This is a genomic window from Frankia sp. CeCAU1, assembly GCF_977971845.1.
The window spans coordinates 12,669-29,854 of the sequence record NZ_CDWWXA010000022.1; the positions used below are offsets into that span (position 1 = coordinate 12,669).

Below are 17,186 nucleotides of genomic sequence, written 5' to 3' on the forward strand. Positions count from 1 at the left end.
GTATCCGCCTCGTCCTCGAGGATGCCACCGGCGAGTGCCCGTCTTCGAGGTGTCCCGTCTTCGAGGCGCCCCGTCCTCGATGTGTCCCATCCTGGAGATGCCCCGCTGAGTGGAGGAGTGGCTGCGGTGACCGAGGTCTCCGGCGGGCCGTACAAACGGCCGTTCCGGTTCAACATCCAGTGTTCCTCCCCCGCCGAGGTGAGCGCCCGGTCATGGGCCGACCTCGCCCACCGGGTCGAGGATCTCGGCTACGCGACGTTGACCGTCTCCGACCATCTCGACGAGCAGGTCGCACCGATCGCGGCGCTGATGGCCGCGGCCGACGCGACGACGACGCTGCGGATCGGCGCGATGGTGTTCAGCAACGACTACCGCCATCCGGTGGTGCTGGCCAAGGAGGCGGCGACCCTCGACGCGCTGTCCGGCGGACGGTTCGAACTCGGCCTCGGCGCCGGTTGGATGACCTCCGACTACTCCCGAGCCGGTCTGCCGCTCGACCCGCCGGGGGTGCGCATCGGCCGGCTCGCCGAGTCCCTCGCCGTCATCAAGGGGATGTTCGCCGACGGACCGTTCACCTACAGCGGCATCCACTACCAGGTCGCCGGCCTGAACGGGACGCCGAAGCCGGTGCAGCGGCCCCACCCGCCGATCGTGATCGGTGGTGGCGGGCGCCGGCTGCTGACCCTCGCCGCCCGCGAGGCCGACATCATCGGGCTGAACATGAACATGGCCGGTGGGGTGATCGACGCCTCGCTCGGCGCCAACGCGACGACGGCGGCGACCGAGGAGAAGGTCCGCTGGATCCGGGAGGCCGCCGGCGCCCGTTGGGACGATCTCACCCTTCAGGTCCGCGTCCACCTCGTCGTCGTCACCGACAACCGCACCCAGGTCGCCGAGCAGCTGGCCGCCGGGTTCGGGCTCACCTCCGAACAGGCGCTCGCGACCCCGCACGCGCTGTGCGGGTCGGTCGACGAGATCGTCGACGACCTCGTCGAGCGCCGCGAGCGCTTCGGCCTCAGCACGATCGGGGTCTCCCTGGACGCGTTGACCGCCATGGCGCCGGTCGTCGAACGTCTCGCCGGCACCTGAGCGGTCCGCCGCCCTCCCCGAGCCGCCCTCCCCGAGCCGTTGTCCGCTGTCCGTCCCCGTCGAGGAGCCATCGTTGGTCACGCACATGAAGTGGTGGGGCTGGGGCAAGGAGAGTGTCTCCTTCAGCCCCAGTGACAAGCCCGACCTCGCGCCGTTCATCCGTACGCACATCGGGCTCGACATCACCCGCCTGCCGGCCCAGCCACCGGCCTTCGCGGACCTGACGATCGCGGACCCCGTGCTGCCGGAGTCGCTGCGCGCCGCGCTTGTCGACGCCGCCGGCGCGGAGCACGTCACCACCGACGCACAGGCGCGGGTCGTGCACGCCTACGGCAAGAGCCTGCGTGACCTCGTCCGGGTTCGTAACGACGACCTCGGCAGGCTGCCCGACGTCGTCGTCTACCCGGGAGACGAGGAGGCGGTCCGGGCGGTGCTGGCCGCGGCGCTGGCCGCGGACGCGGTCGTCATCCCGTTCGGCGGCGGCACCAACATCTCCGGCAGTCTTGAGGCGCCGCGCACCGAGACCCGCCCGGTGATCTCCGTCGACCTCGGCCGGCTCGACCGGGTGCTGGAGATCGACGCCGACGCCCGCCTCGCCCGCGTACAGGCCGGTGCCCTCGGCCCGGGTCTGGAGGAGCAGCTGGCCGCGCAGGGCTGGACGCTCGGCCACTTCCCGGACAGCTTCGCCCACTCCACCCTTGGCGGCTGGATCGCCACCCGCTCGTCGGGCATGCAGTCCGACAAGTACGGCGACATCGCGGAGATCACCAGGGCGGTGCGGGTCGTGACCCCCGCCGGGGTACTCGTCACCCGGCCCGTGCCCAGCCAGTCGACCGGTCCCAGCGTGCGGGAGATGATCCTCGGCAGCGAGGGGCGGCTCGGGATCATCACCGAAGCCACGGTGCAGGTGCACCGAGTGCCCGAGCAGCGCGTGATCCTCGGCTACTTCTTCCCGACCTGGGACGCGGCACTGCTGGCCATGCGGGAGATCGCCGCGAGCGAGGCCGCGCCGACGGTCACCCGGGTCTCCGACGCCAACGAGACGCGGTTCTCCTTCGCCACCCGCAAGCGCGGCTCCCTGGCCTCGAGTCTCGTCTCGGCCGGTATGAAGCAGTACCTGCGCCGGGTCCGCAGGTACGACCTCGACCAGATGTGCCTGTCGTTCATCGGCTTCGAGGGTTCACCCGCGCACGTCAAGGCCCAGCGCAAGCTGGTCGGGGCGATCGTCGCGCGCCGGGGCGGGATCTGTGTCGGCACCGGCCCGGGGCAGCTCTACGACCAGAAGAAGTTCGACACCCCGTACATCCGGGACTTCCTGCTCGGCCAGGGCGCGATGGCCGACGTGTCGGAGACGTCGACGTCCTGGTCGCAGCTCGGCCCGCTGTACCGGGGGGTGGTCGCGCGGGCGAACAAGGCGTTCGCCGAGATCGGTGTGACCGGTTGGATCATGTGCCACCTGTCGCACTCGTACCACTCCGGGGCCTGCCTGTACTTCACGTTCGCCTATGCCTCCCCGGTGACGCTGGAGGCGATCGACGGGTACGACACGGTGAAGTCCGCGATCCAGCAGGGCTTCATCGAGCATGCCGGCACCCTGTCCCACCACCACGCGGTCGGCGTCGAGCACGCGCGCTGGCTTGCCGACGACATCTCACCAGCCGGCGTGCGCCTGCTCACGGCGCTGTTCGACGGCATCGACCCGGGCTGCAACCTCAACCCCGGCAAGATCGTCCCAGGGGTGGACGTCGCCCTGGGCCTGGCGGCTACGGTGGGCCCGGATTCGGTGGGCCCGGATTCGGTGGGCCCGGCCGGGTCCGATCCGCGCTGAGATGCGCACGATCCTCGTCATTGGCATCGGTGCCGGCGACCCCGACCAGCTGACGATCCAGGCCGTCAAGGCGCTGAATCGGGCCGACGTCTTCTTCGTCCTGGACAAGGGGGCGGCGAAGGAGGACCTGGTCCGGCTGCGGCGGGAGATCCTCGACCGGCACGTCGAGGGGAACGGCTACCGGATCGTCGAGGCCCGTGACCCGAGCCGCGACCGGTCCTCGACGGACTACACCGCCGCCGTCGAGGACTGGCATTCCCGCCGGGCCGCACTGTACGAGCGGATGATGCTCGACGAGCTGGGCGAGGATGGCTGCGGGGCGTTCCTGGTCTGGGGTGATCCGTCGCTGTACGACAGCACGCTGCGCATCATCGACCGGATCGTGGCGCGGGGCGTGGTGCGGTTCGACTACGAGGTGATCCCGGGGATCACCAGCGTGCAGGCACTCGCCGCCCGCCACCGGCTGATCCTGAACCGGATCGGCGGCCCGGTCGAGATCACGACCGGTCGCCGGCTCGCCGCCGGATTCCCGCCGGGGGTCGACGACGTCGTCGTCATGCTCGATGCCGAGAACACCTTCCTGACCCTGCCGGCCGACGACGTCGACATCTACTGGGGCGCCTACCTCGGCACCCCGGACGAGGTCCTGCTGCACGGTCCGGTCGCCGAGGTCGGCGGGCTGATCGAGCGGACCCGCGCCGAGGCCCGCGAGCGTAAAGGCTGGATCATGGATACCTACCTGCTCCGCCGCCGTGAGGAAAGTGGCCGGTGAGAACCGTGGAGACGGCCGGGGAATGTCCGATGAAGCTGCACGAGGTGCGCGCCCGCCGGTCCGTCGAGGCGCCGCCCCGGCGTGACCAGCTTGCCTGGAAGATCGCCGAGGTCGCCGCCGAGCGGGTGCCGGTGCCGCCGGAGGTCGTCGAGATGATCGGCAACCGGATCATCGACAACGCGGCGGTCGCCGCGGCGGCGCTGACCCGCGGCCCGGTCGTCGCGGCCCGCGACCAGGCGCTCGCCCATCCGTACACCCCGGGAGCGACGGTCGTCGGCGTCGAGCGGGCAGTACGGGTGTCGCCGGAGTGGGCGGCCTGGGCGAACGGCGTCGCCGTGCGGGAACTGGACTTCCACGACACCTACCTGGCCGCGGACTACTCCCATCCGGGCGACAACATCCCCCCGGTGCTCGCCGTCGCGCAGCACACCGGCCGCGGCGGCGCCGAGCTGGTCCACGGGATCGCCACCGCGTACGAGATCCAGGTCGACCTGGTGACCGGCATCTGCCTGCACGAACACCGCATCGACCACATCGCCCACCTGGGCCCCTCCGCCGTCGCCGGGATCGGTGCCCTGCTCGGCCTGCCCCCCGAGCCGATCTACCAGGCCGTCGGCCAGGCGTTGCACACGACGACGACCACCCGTCAGGCCCGCAAGGGCGAGATCTCCACCTGGAAGGCGTACGCCCCGGCCTTCGCCGGCAAGACGGCAGTGGAGGCGGTCGACCGGGCGATGCGCGGCCAGACCTCGCCGGCGCCGATCTACGAGGGGGAGGACGGGGTCGTCGCCTGGCTGCTCGGCGGCCCGGACGCGGTGTACCGGGTGGCGCTGCCGGAACCCGGCGAGCCCCGTCGGGGCATCCTCGCCACCTATCCCAAGGAGTACTCCGCCGAGTACCAGAGCCAGGCGCTGATCGACCTGGCCCGCCGGCTGCGTACCCGGCTGCCCGGGACCGGTCCGTCTCTCGGGACCGGCCCGTCTCTCGGGACCGGCCCGTCCACGGCCTCCTCCGAAGCCTCCTTCGAGGTCGACGTCGCGGCGATCCGCCAGATCGTCATCCGCACCAGCCATCACACGCATCACGTGATCGGCACCGGCGCCGGGGATCCGCAGAAGACCGATCCGACCGCGAGCCGGGAGACGCTCGACCATTCGATCATGTATATCTTCGCGGTGGCCCTGCAGGACGGGACGTGGCACCACGAACGTTCCTACGCCCCCGAACGGGCCGCCCGGCCCGACACCGTCGCGCTGTGGCATCGGATCCGCACGGTGGAGGATCCGCAGTGGACCCGCCGTTACCACGCGACCGACCCGGCCGAGCGGGCCTTCGGCGGGCGGGTGGAGGTCACGCTCGTTGACGGGACGTCGATCGTGGACGAGATCGCCGTCGCCGACGCGCATCCGGCCGGGGCCCGGCCGTTCCGGCGTGCGGACTACGTCGCCAAGCTGCGTACGCTCGCCGAGGGGGTCGTGTCGGCCGCCGAACAGGACCGGTTCCTCGACCTGGTCGGCCGGCTCGACACCCTGACCCCGGCCGAGCTCGCCGGGCTGACCCTCGTCGCCGACGCGCTCGCCCTGGAAACGGGCGGGACGAGGGGGGTCTTCGCATGATGGTGCCGGCCGGCCGGCCCGTCGCGGACAAGCGGCGGATGCTGCGGGCGGGTCTCGCCTCCGGCCGCCTGCAACGCTGGCCGGGCGCGTTCGTCCCGCTGGTCGCGATGAGCATCGAACGGACCGGTTTCGACGGCGTCTACGTCTCGGGGGCGGCGCTGTCCGCGGCGCTGGGACTGCCCGACGTCGGGCTGACGACGCTGACCGAGGTCGCCGCGAGTGCCGGGCAGATCGCCCGGGTCACCGACCTGCCGACCCTCGTCGACGCCGACACGGGATTCGGTGAGCCGCTGAACGTGCACCGCACGATCGGGCTGCTCGAGGACGCCGGGCTTGCCGGCTGTCACCTGGAGGACCAGGTCAACCCGAAGCGCTGCGGCCACCTGGACGACAAGGCGGTCGTCGGGCGCGACGAGATGGTGCGCCGCCTGCGCGCCGCGGTGGCGGCCCGCCGCGACGACGCCTTCGTGCTCTGCGCCCGCACCGACGCCGTCGCCGTGGAGGGGCTGACCGCGGCGATTGACCGGGCCCGTGCCTACGTTGACGCCGGCGCTGATATGATCTTCCCGGAGGCGCTCGCCGACGAGCGGTCGTTCGCGGCGTTCCGGGCCGCCGTCGACGTGCCGATCCTCGCGAACATGACCGAGTTCGGGAAGTCGCCGCTGCTCACCGCGGCGCAGCTGACGGACCTCGGGGTCAATGCCGTCGTCTATCCGGTGACGACGCTGCGCCTGGCGATGGGCGCGATCATCCGGGGGCTCGCGACGCTCGCCGCCGAGGGCACCCAGGCCGACCTGGTCCCGGCGATGCAGACCCGCGCGGAGCTCTACGACCTGCTCGACTACGCCGGCTACGGCGCCGCTGACATCCTTTGACATCCTTCCGGTAGAAGGCTGCCATCCGTCGCAGGGCGGGGACCAGCGTCGCCACCGCGGCCATCACACGATAGCCCGCCGGGGGCGTCCCGGACCTGTCAAGGTCGAAAGCGCTCATGGCGGTCACGCACCGCAGCCGGGGGTCGATCGCCTCAAGTTCCGCGCAGCTGTCGATGCCCCAGGAGACGGTCGCCCCGGCGGCTGCACCCCCGACGGGGCAGACTAGGCGGCATGGCGAGTGCGTCCACGACCCCCCCCGACCGCACCGGTGGCCTGCGCCTGCCGGTGACCGCCCCCTCCGCGGAGGGCGAGGTGGTCGAGCTCTGTCGGGAGATGCTCCGCTTCGAGTCGGTCAACCGCGGCAACGGCGACGGCAACGAGCGCCCGATCGCGGAGTACGTCGCGGCGAAGCTCGCGGAGGTGGGCCTCGAGCCGACCCTGCTGGAGTCGGCCCCGGGCCGCACCAGCGTGGTGACCCGGGTGGAGGGGGCGGATCCCTCGCGTGCGCCGCTGCTCGTCCACGGTCATCTCGACGTGGTGCCGGCGGATGCCAGCGAGTGGCGCCTGCCGCCGTTCGCTGGCGATGAGGCCGACGGCTGCCTGTGGGGTCGGGGCGCGGTGGACATGAAGGACATGGACGCGATGACCCTCGCGGTCATCCGCGACATCGTCCGCACCGGCCGCAGGCCACCCCGGGACCTCGTCGTCGCCTTCGTCGCGGACGAGGAGGCCGGCGGCGTCCTCGGGGCGCGCTGGCTCGTCGAGAACCATCCCGACCTGTTTGCCGACTGCTCCGAGGCGATCAGCGAGGTCGGTGGGTTCTCCTACACCGTCTCCGACGACCTGCGCCTTTACCTCATCGAGACGGCGGAGAAGGGCATCGCCTGGATGAAGCTGACCGCTGCCGGCCGGGCCGGCCACGGTTCGATGATCAGCGATGACAACGCGGTGACGGCGCTGTGCGAGGCGGTGGCGAGGCTCGGCCGGCACACCTTCCCGCTGGTCATGACCCCGACGGTCCGGGTGTTCCTGAACTCCCTCGGGGAGGCGCTCGGCATCGAGTTCGACCTGGACGACCTGGAGGCGACCGTCGCGAAGCTCGGCCCGATCGCCCGGATGATCGGTGCCACGTTGCGTAACACCGCCAACCCGACCCAGCTCGAGGCCGGTCACAAGGTCAACGTGATCCCGGGCGAGGCCACCGCCTACGTCGATGGTCGCTATCTGCCCGGTCAGGAGGAGGAGTTCATCCGCCAGCTCGACGAGATCCTCGGGCCGGACATCCGTCGCGAATGGGTCGTCCACGACCAGGCGTTGGAGACCAGCTTCGACGGCGCGCTGGTGGAGGCGATGGCCGCGTCGCTGCGCGCCGAGGACCCGATTGCCCGGGCCGTGCCCTACATGCTCTCCGGCGGCACGGACGCGAAGTCCTTCTCCCGGCTCGGCATCCGCTGCTTCGGGTTCTCCCCGTTGCTGCTGCCGCCCGACCTGGACTTCTCCGGCATGTTCCACGGGGTGGACGAACGGGTGCCGCTCGACTCGCTGCGCTTCGGCGTCCGCGTCCTCGACCGCTTCCTGCACGCCTGCTGACCGGACCTGCCGGTACGGACCTGCTGACCTGAACCTGCCGGTACGGCTTGACGAGATGCCGCTGTCCGCGCGCGGGGCACCAGCCGCGTAGGAGCCATCGTCGATGCATGACATGATGGGGGTATGGCTGGCGATCCGCTGTCCAGCATCGGCCTCGGAGCTCCGCTGGACGCGGACGCGGACCATCCCCGGGCCACTTACGCCTATCTCGTGCAGGCCAGCCGGGACGGCAGCGTATGGATCGCCGATCGGGCCGAGCCGTCCGGGGGCATCGAGGTCAGCGTGTTGTCCGCGCTGGAGGTCGCCCGGCAGGTTCTGCGTCGCCGGTTTGTGCAGCTGCGGGCCGATGACAGCGCCCATTGGAGCGATCACTGGTTCCGGGTCGACGTCTGGACGGTGGGGCGGCCCCGGAAGGCGGATACCGGCGACGCCGGAGCCGACGCACCTGGAGCCGACGCACCTGGAGCCGACGCACCTGGAGCCGACGCACCTGGAGCCGAGGTGCCGGCCGGATGGGCGTTGTCGGGACGGCATCTGCAGACCCGGGGGATCGCTCCGGACGTGGTCGAGGTGCGCACGCCCTCCCAGGTCCGCTGCCAGGTGGGCGGCTGTCAGGTGGGCAGATAGCCGGGCAGGCCGCCGGGGCGCCGACGGCGGCGCAGCACTACCCGCCGGGAGCCATCCGGGAACAGCCGTAGGCGTTCGAGCTCCCAGTGGCCGAACTCGGCGTGCATCGTGAGGATCTGGACGGCTGCCCGGCGGTCCGTACCCGGCGGCAGGTACAGCCGCTGGTACTCCAGCTCTACTCCATCCAATGCGGCCTGACCTCGTGGTTGCGAGCGGAGGATGACCGGCTGCGTGTGGCGTGGTGTGGTGTGGCGTGGGATGGCGACCGATCATCGTGCGGTCCCCCTCTACGTTAACCGTATCGCCATCTTCTGGAAGGGCTTCTGGAAGCGCTCGCGAGATGATGCGGGCCCAGCGCCATCCACCGACGCGCGGCCGGTGGTCAGGGTACGGCCGGTGGTCAGGGCACGTAGGAGAGGGTGAAGGCCAGCGTCGCGTAGAGGGTCATCGCGGCCGTGGTGGCGGCGAGCGTGAAGGTGAAGATCTCCCGCCGGGCGGTGACGAGCGCGGCGACCAGCAGGAACGGGAACGCCCCGTAGACGTACCGCTCGGCGGAGTCCAGGTTGCTGCCGGTCAGCACGGCAGCCAGGACCAGGGCGCTCCACACCGGGTACGACGCTGGCAGCCGGCGCGCCATGACCACCATCCCCACGAGCGCCAGGAGCAGCCACGGCACGTGCAGCGCTGTGCCCAGCTCGCCGGAGAAGGCGCCCCGCGCCGCGTCCCACAGCACCGCCAGCGGGTTCGAGCTGCTGCCGTGACGTGCCGCGTCGCGCTGCAGCGTGAACGGCGCCAGCCCGTCACCGTAGGAGTGCGCCGACCACAGCAGGTAGATGCCGGCGCCGGCCACCGGGGCGAGCACGGCGAGTAGCCGACGCAGCCCGTCGCGGGCGGTGAGCGTTCCAGCCGTAGGCGTGGTGGCCGGCGTGCCGGGGCCGGGGCCGGGGCCAGGGCCGGGACCGAGCCGGCGGACGAGCGGCCAAGGCAGCCCCCGGGCCGCCTCGAGAAGCACCGGCACCGCGAGGATCAGACCGAGGGGGCGACACAGGCCGCCGAGCAGGCCGGCCACGGCCGCCAGTTCCCAGCGCCCGCTGCGGGCACCGAGGAACACCGCCACGGCCAGCAGCCCGGCGAGTGCCTCGGCGTACCCCATGACCAGGACGAAGGCGGGTGGAGCCAGCGCGGCGAGCCAGATGAGCCGGGTGGTCGCCTCCGGGGCGAACCCCTCGAACCGGGCGAGCCCCACCAGCAGCAGCGCGAAGACCAACGCGCACACGTTGACCACGACCAGGAGCACGACGCCGACGTGGGCGTCGGCCCCCGGCAGCTTCGACAACCCCCGCACGAGCAGCGGCAGCAGGGGAAAGAACCGGCGGCTCTCGGCCCCAGCGCCGCTGTACCCGACCTCGGCAATCGTCTTGTACCACCCGGCGTCCCAACCGAGCAGGTCGGTGGTGCTCAGCTGCGCGCCCTGCTGCCCGCGGGCGTTGTCGGCGATGTACCTGGTCAGCGCCAGTGCCGCACCGACCGCCAGCCGGGCCGCGAGCCAGGCGAGCACGACCTCGCGCAGTTGCCAGCGGTCCTCCCAGCGGGTGGCCGCATGCCGGCCGCCCATGCCGCCACCTACCCGATGATCATCCGGCAGGGCCTCGATCGCGGTCAAGAGGCCCGGAACCGCAGCAGCGCGTAGTTCTCGTAGACCTTGGCCGGCAGACCCTGCTTCATGACCTCGTCCGCGAGTGGCCGGGCCTCCTGCAGGGTGGTGCGCACCACCGTGCACAGCTCCTCGTAGGTGCGGTATGACCCGGAACCGGCGAGAAAGACGGTGTGTTCCGGACCGGCCTCGGCGAGGGCGCGCCGGGCGATCGCGACCCCGTTGGCCGATTCGTTGCGCTGCTCGTAGTCGACCCAGTCGACCCGATCCGGCGGTGCGTAGGTCGGCACGACGTACACCTTCATCCAGTTCGGCACGGTACGGGCGAGGCCCGGTCCGAGCTGGTCCGGGCAGACCAGCATCACATCACCGGGCCGGGCGGTCCGCTCGAGGACCTGCGCGGCCTCGGTGGCCTGGCTCCGCTCCCGGTGGATGTCGAAGGTCCCGGCGAGCAGACCGGTCAGGGCCGCGACGGCGACCACTCCATGGAACACCCGCCGATCGGTGATGATCGTCGCGCCGAGCCCGATGACCAGCAGGAACGGCACGAAGGCGGTGGCGGTGTACCGGTCGGCCCAGGCGTTGCCGACCACCTTGCCCGCCGTCACCGCGACGACGAGTGTGCCGGTGGCCAGCAGGAACAGGGTCCGACCCGGTTCGAGACCACGCAGATCGAGAAGGATGAACCGGCTACCCGCGGGCCGGCCGGCGATGCCGGCGGCGGCGAGACCGGTGATCAGGAACAGCAACAGGCGACCCAGGGTGGTCGGGCCGCCGGCCCACTGGCCGTAGGCGTGGGAGATCGCGGCATAGCTGGCGGGCTCGCCCCAGGGGGTGCCGGTGTGGGCAAGCTGGTCGAAGAAGTCGGGCAGCCACGGGGCGAAGACCAGCCCGCCACCGACGATGCCGAGCAGCCCGAAGACCGGCCCTCGCCGCTGCGGGGTGAGGAAACGGGTCGGTGTCCGGTGACTGTGGGGGGCGCCCCGGCCCCGGTTTCCCGGGCTTCCCGGGGCGGAACGGTATCCGGGTACACCTGTCGGGCCCGGATCGTCCGCCGAGGCGGTCATGCCGCCCGGCACACCCGCGCCACCCGGCACACCCGCCGCGCGCCGGATCTGGCGCGCGACCCACCACGGACGGGCCACCAGCAGCAGGACCAGCCACGTTCCGACCGTGAGCAGCAGGTAGAGGCACCAGTAATGGGTCAGCGCCAGGCCTCCCGCGCAGAGCGCCAGGGCGATCGTCGATCTGATCGACGGTGCCCGCAGGACACGCTCCAACGCCAGTCCACCCAACGCGGTGAGCAACACGATGAGGCTGTACATCCGGGTCTCGGTCCCGAAGTACAACGCGAACGGCGACGTGAGGTACAGCACGACGCTGACCCGCGCCGCCCGCTCGCCGACCACGCGGCGGGCGAGCAGGAACAGTGGCCACGCCGCACCGATGTTGATCAGCGCGGACAGGGAGCGGACCGCGAAGGTGCCCTCGCCGAAAGCTTTGATCCAGCCGTGGAGCACCAGGTAGTACAACGGCGGTGAGCCGTCCCGTAGCAGGCCGTCCCACATCGTGAAGGCCGACCCACGCAGGGGCAGGCGGGCGATGGCGACGCTCTGCGCCTCGTCCAGCCAGAGTGCCTGGCTGGCGGTGAACCGCACGATCACCGAGACGGCGAGGAGCACCCCCATCACCGCGGTGAAGATCCGTCCCGCACGGCCGGATGCGTTCCCGGCCTGGTCGACCGGCTCGGGGATCTGCTCCGCCGGCCGGACCGCGACATCCGTCACGGTCAGTCCCTTCCGTCCACATTGACCGGACTGCGACGGGCCGGCCGGTAGACGATCGGCCGGCCGGGCAGGGCCGCATCCGGTACCAGTCTCGCGTGGCGCGCCCCTACGCCTCGATGATGTTCCGGATGGGTGATGGGACGCGGCCCGTCCCATCACCCATCCGATCCGTACCCGGTAATACCGGGTACGTCCCCGGTCATGCCGGCCGGCCCCGGAAGTGGAGCGGGCGCCGACGGTGAAACGCGCCCGACAACCTGCCTGACAACGCGCCCGACATTGTGGCGGCGTCCGGTGCCCCGGATGAATCCGTCCCGGATGAATCCTCCGTCAGGACCGGGCGATGCCCCGGGCCGGTGACGAAACCTCCTCGTGATAATCCTCCTCGACGTTGACCTCCCACACATCGTGCTTGGTGCCGTCGATGATGTTCTGGACCGTGAGCATCGCGGTGAGCATCGAGTGGTCCTGATTGTTGTAACGGTGCATGCCGTTACGGCCGACCGGGTGGACGTTCGGCGTGTTCTCGGCCAGCCAGGCGCGGATGATATCGACGTTCTTCTTGTAGTGTAGGTCGTAGTATGGATATGCCTTCGGCATGCGTACGACGAAACCCTCTTCCACCTGCTGGGCCCTGATCAGACCCAGCTCGACGAGTTCTTTCGTCCCGAGTGCGATCAGTTCCTCATCGGAGGCGCTCCAGGTCTCGTCACCCTCGAAGACGAAGTACTCCAGGCCGAGGCAGGTACGCCCGTCCTTGACCAGGAATGGCGACCAGGAGGCGAAGTTCTGGATCCGGCCGACCTTGACGGTGGGGGAGTGGATGTAGATCCAGTTGTCCGGGAAAGCGGCCGAGGCCGGCACCACGAGGGCGATGGTGAGGAAGTCGCGGTACTTCAGCGCGTTCGCCGCGGCCAGCACGTGGGCCGGTGCCGGCGGGTCCATCACCCGGACGAGGGAGGAGAACGACATCGACGAGATGATCTCGTCGGCCTGGTACTGGTACTCGCTGCCGAGGTCGGAGCGTGAGGACTCCGGGGCGCCGGCCCCTGGGCCGTACCCGCCGGTCACGGTCGTGGTGACGCCGGTCGCGCGGCCGTCGGCATGGTGGATCTTGCGGACCTTCTCCTCGAAGACCACCCGGCCGCCCTGCTTAATGATCTTGTCGGTGGCGGTCTCCCACATCATTCCGGGCCCGTACTTGGGGTACTGGAACTCCTCGATGAGGGAGGTGATCTCCTTCTGGTTCCGCTTCGGTAGGACCGCGTTCACGATCGCGTTCATCATGGACAGGCTCTTGATGCGCTGCGCGGCCCAGTCCGAGGGCATCTCGCTCACCGGAACGCCCCACAGTTTCTCGGTGTAGGTCTTGAAGAAGGTGCGGTAGAGCCGCCAGCCGAAACGGGCCACCAGCCAGTTCTCGTAGTTGCTCTGGTCCTGCGGCGGCCGGATCCGGGCCGCGGCGTAGGAGGCGATGCAGCGCGCCGCCTCGACCAGGCCAAGCCCGCCGAGCGCGTTTCCCGCCTTGAGTGGGTAGTCGAAGAACTTCCCGTTGTAGTAGATGCGGCTCGATCGGGGACGCAGCAGGAAGTCCTCGTCCGGCAGGATTTCGTGCCAGAGCTTTTCGACCTCGGGAACCTTGGTGAAGAAGCGGTGGCCGCCGATGTCGAAACGCCAACCTTCACGCTGGGCCGTACGGCTGATTCCGCCGACGACCGAGTCACCCTCGATAATCGTCACGGGGACGTCCCGTTTCACCAGCTCCCAACCGGCGGTCAGACCTGCCGGTCCGGCTCCGATGACGACTACCTCTGGCTTTTCGGTCACTGTGCCGGACCTCTCCTCAACACACACTCATGGTCACTCGGGTGGACGGACACCGGGCATCGCGCCACCGGGACGCCGGGCCCCTGGGACCGGTCCTGGGTCGCAAGTGTTGCATGGCGCGAGCGGAGACCCGTCCGCACCCCCTCGACCCGACACGATGCGATGATCCGTTATACGTCCGCCCTATTCCCATAACGCGCCTCCGGGCCGCCTGATCGGGTGGGGCTCTGGCATCGTGCGCACATGGGATTGTCGATACCCGGCCAACGGGCACCGCAGACCTCGCCTCCCCCGGACGGGCCGGTTCCTCCGGGGCGGGTGATGCCGGCGATTCTGGTCGGTTGGTGCGCGGTGGCCGGTGGCATCGCGGCCAAGGACGGTCGGTACGGCGCCTGGGCGCTGTCGAGTGTCCTGGTAGGTTTCGCGGCGGTGGTCTTGGCGGTCGTGGCCGCCGCCACCAGCACCGCCGCCACCAGCACCGCCAGTACCGCCGTGGCCGTGCGCCCGCGCGGGTGGTTCGGGGCGTGGCTGCTCGTGGCGGTCGTGATCGGCGTCGCGCCGCTCGTGCGCCGTCCCCGCTACTACGCCGCCGGCCGGTTCGCCACGGCGGCGGACGTGCTCGCGATCCTCGCGGGCCTGCTCGCCGCCGGGTCGATCCTGGTCATGCTGCACCACGTCGGCCGGGGGCGTCGGATCGGCCGGGAGCACCACCGGGGCCGGGGCCGGCTCGATGTGCTCGCCTCTCCGTGGGTGTTCTGGCTGGTCCTGGCCTTGGCCTGTGCGGCGGGCGTCGCTACGATCCGCGCCGCGCCGACGCCCCGCATCGACGTCTTCCACCTGCTCCAGGTCTCCACGGCCGGCCTGCCGCACGGGGCCGACATGTACCGGCAGCAGTGGGCGCCGAGCCGGGCCGAGTACCCGGTCGACGGCCTGTTCGACGTCTACCCCTATCTACCGGTCACGTCCGTGCTCCTGGCTCCCTTCCGGCTTCTGCTCGGTGACGTCCGTTACGGCCTGCTGCTGGCCCTGGCGGTGGCGGCGGTCCTGATCCGCGCGGTCGCGGGACAGGCACCCGGGGGACAGGCACCCGCGGCGCCGACGGTGGCCGCGCTGCCGTTGCTGGTCGTCGTGTTCCCCGAGTCGATGTACGCCCTGCAGCAGTCCTGGACCGAGCCGTTGCTCGTGGCCTGCCTGGCGGCGACGGTGTGGGCGTCGACGAGCGGGCGGGGACGGGTGGCGGTCGTCGCGTTCGCGCTCGCCCTGGCGACCAAACAGCACGTCGCGCTGCTGATCCCCCTGGCGGCGGGCTACCCCGCGTTCGGGCCCCGCCGGACGGCAGCCGCCGCGGCCGCGGCGGCGCTCCTCGTTGCCCCCTGGGTGCTGGCCGGTCCCCGGGACTTTCTCGACGACGCGGTCTGGACGAACCTCCACTACGAGGTGCTCGCCCACTCGCTGTCCCTGCCGGGCCTGGCGTCGCATTTCGGGGTCACGCTCGGATTCGGCTCGACCGCGGTCGCCCTCCTCGGTGCCTACACGGCGGCCTGGCGGGCTCGCGGGGACGCCACCGGGTTCTGCCTGGGGGCGGCGTTGGTCCTGCTCACCCTGAACCTGATGAACAAGCAGACCTTCTTCAACCACTACACGTTGCCGATGGGTCTGCTCGTGCTGGCCGTCGCGGCCCTCGCCGTCGACGACCCCGCCCGCGCGGGCGGTCAGCGCAGCGTGGAGAACCGTTCCAGCGACGCGCCCTCGTACAGGTTGCGCCGCTCGACCTGCACGGTGCGGTCGCGCAGCGTGGCGAGCTGGTCGGACAGCACGGCGCAGGCGCCCTCCAGGAACCGGTAACCGTCCGCGCGGACGAGCAGCACGGCGTGGCCGGGGCCGGCCAGTTCGTTGACCTCGGCCGCGAAGCTGGTGCCGTTCGCCCGTTTCATCCGGTCGGCGTAGTCGACCCAGTCGACGAGCGCCGGGCCGGAACTGTCCGCGTACACGATCTCCCGTACCGTGACTTCGCCGTGCCGTTCGATTGCCCGGTGCACGGCCGGGCCGAGCTGGTCCGGGCAGTAGGCGACCACGTCTCCCGGCCGGGCCAGCGCGACGATCCGGCCCGCGATCTCCCCGGCCTGGGTGCGTTCGGTCCGGGCGAGCTGCCACCCGCCGAGCAGGCCGCTGAGCGAGGCGACGATCAGTACCCCGGCCCGCACCTGCCGGCCCGGCAGTTGGGCGATGCCGAGCGAGGCGAGCAGCAGGCAGGCCGGCAGGGCGATGCCGGTGTAGCGCTCGGCGTATGCGCTGCCGCCGAACATGTTCACGCAGTAGGCCAGGACGAGGGGGACCAGCCAGATCGCGGCCAGGTAACGGCCCGGCACCCGGCCGGAGACCTTGACCGCGAGCTCCCGCCCGTCCGGACGCGCGGTCAGGCCGATGAGCGCGCCCCCGAGCAGCACGATGCCGAGCAGCGCACCGGTGGAGGTCGGGCCGGCCCAGTCGAAGACCGTGTCCAGCAGCACCTGGGCCTGCACCTTGGGCGCCCAGGGCGTTCCGGTGTGCAGCATCTGGAACAGGAACGACGGCATCCACGGCGCGAACAGCACGGCGGAGGCCGCCATCGCGGCGAAGGCCCGCAGGGTCACCTGCCGGTACTGGGGCCGCCGCCGGGCCTGTAGCAGAATGAACGCCGCCACGGTGAAGATCAGTAGGAACGTCCAGTAGTGGGTGTAGACGAGGGCGGCGGTCGCCAGCGTCAGCATCGCCAGCCGTGCCGGCTCGGAGCGTTCCAGCGCCCGCACGGTCGCGAGCCCGAACACCAGCACCAACAGGACGACCAGCGAGTACATCCGCGTCTCGCTGCCGTAGCGGATCGCGTAGGGAGAGCAGGCGAACATCAGCAGGGTCGCCAAGCCCACCCAGGCGTCGGCGTCACGGCCACTGTTGCCGGCCTGGAAGGCTGTCCGGCCCACCCGCCGTCCGGCCAGCCACGCCGCCGGCAGCGTCGCCAGCGACAGCACCCCGGACAACGCCCGGACGGCGACGTCCCCGTCGCCGAACACCGCGATCCAGGCGTGCAGCAGCAGGTAGTACAGCGGCGGTGAGCCGTCGTGCCGCAGCGCGTCGAGCAGCTGTGGGACGGGGCGCGAGGCGATGGCGACCGTCAACGACTCGTCGAGCCACAGATGGCTGGGGGTGGCGAACCGCATCAGAGCGCCGGCGGCAACGGCGAGTATGACGGCGACTACCAGCAGCTGCGGGCTGGCCGCCGCGATCCGCGCCACGGCGGTGGTCGTGCGCGCGGTCCCGGGCGTGATGACCGTCCCGGTCGTGACATCGGCTGTGGCACTGTTCGCGGCTGTGGCCACGACCGCGGTCGCGGCCACGTCCACCGGCGTCTGGGGGCGGCGGGGACCCGAGAGCACCGCCGGCCCGGATCCGGTGTCCTGGCCGACGGTTGGACTCCCGGATGCGTCTACGTTCACCATGCCCCCTCGTCTGCCACGATCTTGCCTCCTGTCAGAGAACCGCCT

At 71.1% G+C, this 17,186-nt stretch carries 12 protein-coding genes and 1 pseudogene; 8 read left to right on the top strand and 5 right to left on the bottom strand.

Annotated features, from left to right (window positions below):
- Positions 1–126 precede the first annotated feature (126 nt).
- The 7 genes from AC08OO_RS06550 (at position 127) to AC08OO_RS06580 (ending at position 8,397) form a co-directional block, all read left to right on the top strand.
- Positions 127–1,089: an LLM class F420-dependent oxidoreductase gene (locus tag AC08OO_RS06550; protein ID WP_476609633.1), complete on the top strand. Its 963-nt coding sequence runs from the start codon at positions 127–129 to the stop codon at positions 1,087–1,089.
- A gap of 73 nt (positions 1,090–1,162) precedes the next feature.
- Positions 1,163–2,917 carry an FAD-binding oxidoreductase gene (locus tag AC08OO_RS06555; protein ID WP_476609632.1) on the top strand — a complete coding sequence of 585 codons (1,755 nt, stop codon included), beginning with the start codon at positions 1,163–1,165 and terminating at the stop codon, positions 2,915–2,917.
- Position 2,918: 1 nt separating this feature from the next.
- Complete coding sequence (cobF, locus tag AC08OO_RS06560) at positions 2,919–3,689, top strand: precorrin-6A synthase (deacetylating) (RefSeq protein ID WP_011437054.1); 771 nt, start codon at positions 2,919–2,921, stop codon at positions 3,687–3,689.
- 29 nt (positions 3,690–3,718) lie between these two features.
- Complete coding sequence (locus AC08OO_RS06565) at positions 3,719–5,305, top strand: MmgE/PrpD family protein (protein ID WP_476609642.1); 1,587 nt, start codon at positions 3,719–3,721, stop codon at positions 5,303–5,305.
- Complete coding sequence (gene prpB / locus AC08OO_RS06570) at positions 5,305–6,180, top strand: methylisocitrate lyase (protein ID WP_476609641.1); 876 nt, start codon at positions 5,305–5,307, stop codon at positions 6,178–6,180. The genes AC08OO_RS06565 and prpB overlap by 1 nt, the downstream gene beginning before the upstream one ends.
- A 231-nt stretch (positions 6,181–6,411) precedes the next feature.
- The gene (locus AC08OO_RS06575) at positions 6,412–7,770 is read left to right on the top strand and encodes a M20/M25/M40 family metallo-hydrolase (protein WP_476609631.1); all 1,359 of its coding nucleotides are present in this window, start codon (positions 6,412–6,414) and stop codon (positions 7,768–7,770) included.
- A gap of 123 nt (positions 7,771–7,893) precedes the next feature.
- Complete coding sequence (locus AC08OO_RS06580; RefSeq protein WP_476618322.1) at positions 7,894–8,397, top strand: hypothetical protein; 504 nt, start codon at positions 7,894–7,896, stop codon at positions 8,395–8,397.
- Here the strand turns inward: AC08OO_RS06580 and AC08OO_RS06585 are convergent.
- The 4 genes from AC08OO_RS06585 to AC08OO_RS06600 form a co-directional block, all read right to left on the bottom strand.
- Positions 8,382–8,585 (bottom strand): DUF5703 family protein, encoded by a 204-nt coding sequence (locus tag AC08OO_RS06585; protein ID WP_011437049.1) that lies wholly within the window; start codon positions 8,583–8,585, stop codon positions 8,382–8,384. The genes AC08OO_RS06580 and AC08OO_RS06585 overlap by 16 nt on opposite strands.
- Before the next feature lie 212 nt (positions 8,586–8,797).
- A complete protein-coding gene (locus tag AC08OO_RS06590) occupies positions 8,798–10,012 on the bottom strand; it encodes a hypothetical protein (protein WP_476609640.1) in 1,215 nt (404 codons plus the stop codon).
- 44 nt (positions 10,013–10,056) lie between these two features.
- Positions 10,057–11,838, bottom strand: coding sequence for a glycosyltransferase family 39 protein (locus tag AC08OO_RS06595; protein ID WP_476609629.1), 1,782 nt, complete (start codon positions 11,836–11,838; stop codon positions 10,057–10,059).
- Positions 11,839–12,168: 330 nt separating this feature from the next.
- Positions 12,169–13,665 carry an NAD(P)/FAD-dependent oxidoreductase gene (locus AC08OO_RS06600; protein ID WP_476609628.1) on the bottom strand — a complete coding sequence of 499 codons (1,497 nt, stop codon included), beginning with the start codon at positions 13,663–13,665 and terminating at the stop codon, positions 12,169–12,171.
- Positions 13,666–13,986: 321 nt separating this feature from the next.
- On the opposite strand from AC08OO_RS06600, the pseudogene AC08OO_RS06605 reads away from it, so the two are divergent.
- Positions 13,987–15,417: pseudogene (locus AC08OO_RS06605) on the top strand (glycosyltransferase); the annotation flags it as partial.
- Here AC08OO_RS06605 and AC08OO_RS06610 read toward each other — a convergent pair.
- Positions 15,378–17,138 (bottom strand): glycosyltransferase family 39 protein, encoded by a 1,761-nt coding sequence (locus AC08OO_RS06610; RefSeq protein ID WP_476609639.1) that lies wholly within the window; start codon positions 17,136–17,138, stop codon positions 15,378–15,380. The pseudogene AC08OO_RS06605 and the gene AC08OO_RS06610 sit on opposite strands and share 40 nt — an antisense overlap.
- Between the last annotated feature and the right edge of the window lie 48 nt (positions 17,139–17,186).

What these genes read in the sequence shown, in the direction of transcription:
- cobF (WP_011437054.1), top strand. Translation starts at nt 2,919, where the DNA reads ATGCGCACGATCCTCGTCATTGGCATCGGTGCCGGCGACCCCGACCAG.
- AC08OO_RS06565 (WP_476609642.1), top strand. Translation starts at nt 3,719, where the DNA reads ATGAAGCTGCACGAGGTGCGCGCCCGCCGGTCCGTCGAGGCGCCGCCC.
- prpB (WP_476609641.1), top strand. Translation starts at nt 5,305, where the DNA reads ATGGTGCCGGCCGGCCGGCCCGTCGCGGACAAGCGGCGGATGCTGCGG.
- AC08OO_RS06575 (WP_476609631.1), top strand. Translation starts at nt 6,412, where the DNA reads ATGGCGAGTGCGTCCACGACCCCCCCCGACCGCACCGGTGGCCTGCGC.
- AC08OO_RS06580 (WP_476618322.1), top strand. Translation starts at nt 7,894, where the DNA reads ATGGCTGGCGATCCGCTGTCCAGCATCGGCCTCGGAGCTCCGCTGGAC.
- AC08OO_RS06590 (WP_476609640.1), bottom strand. Translation starts at nt 10,012, where the DNA reads ATGGGCGGCCGGCATGCGGCCACCCGCTGGGAGGACCGCTGGCAACTG.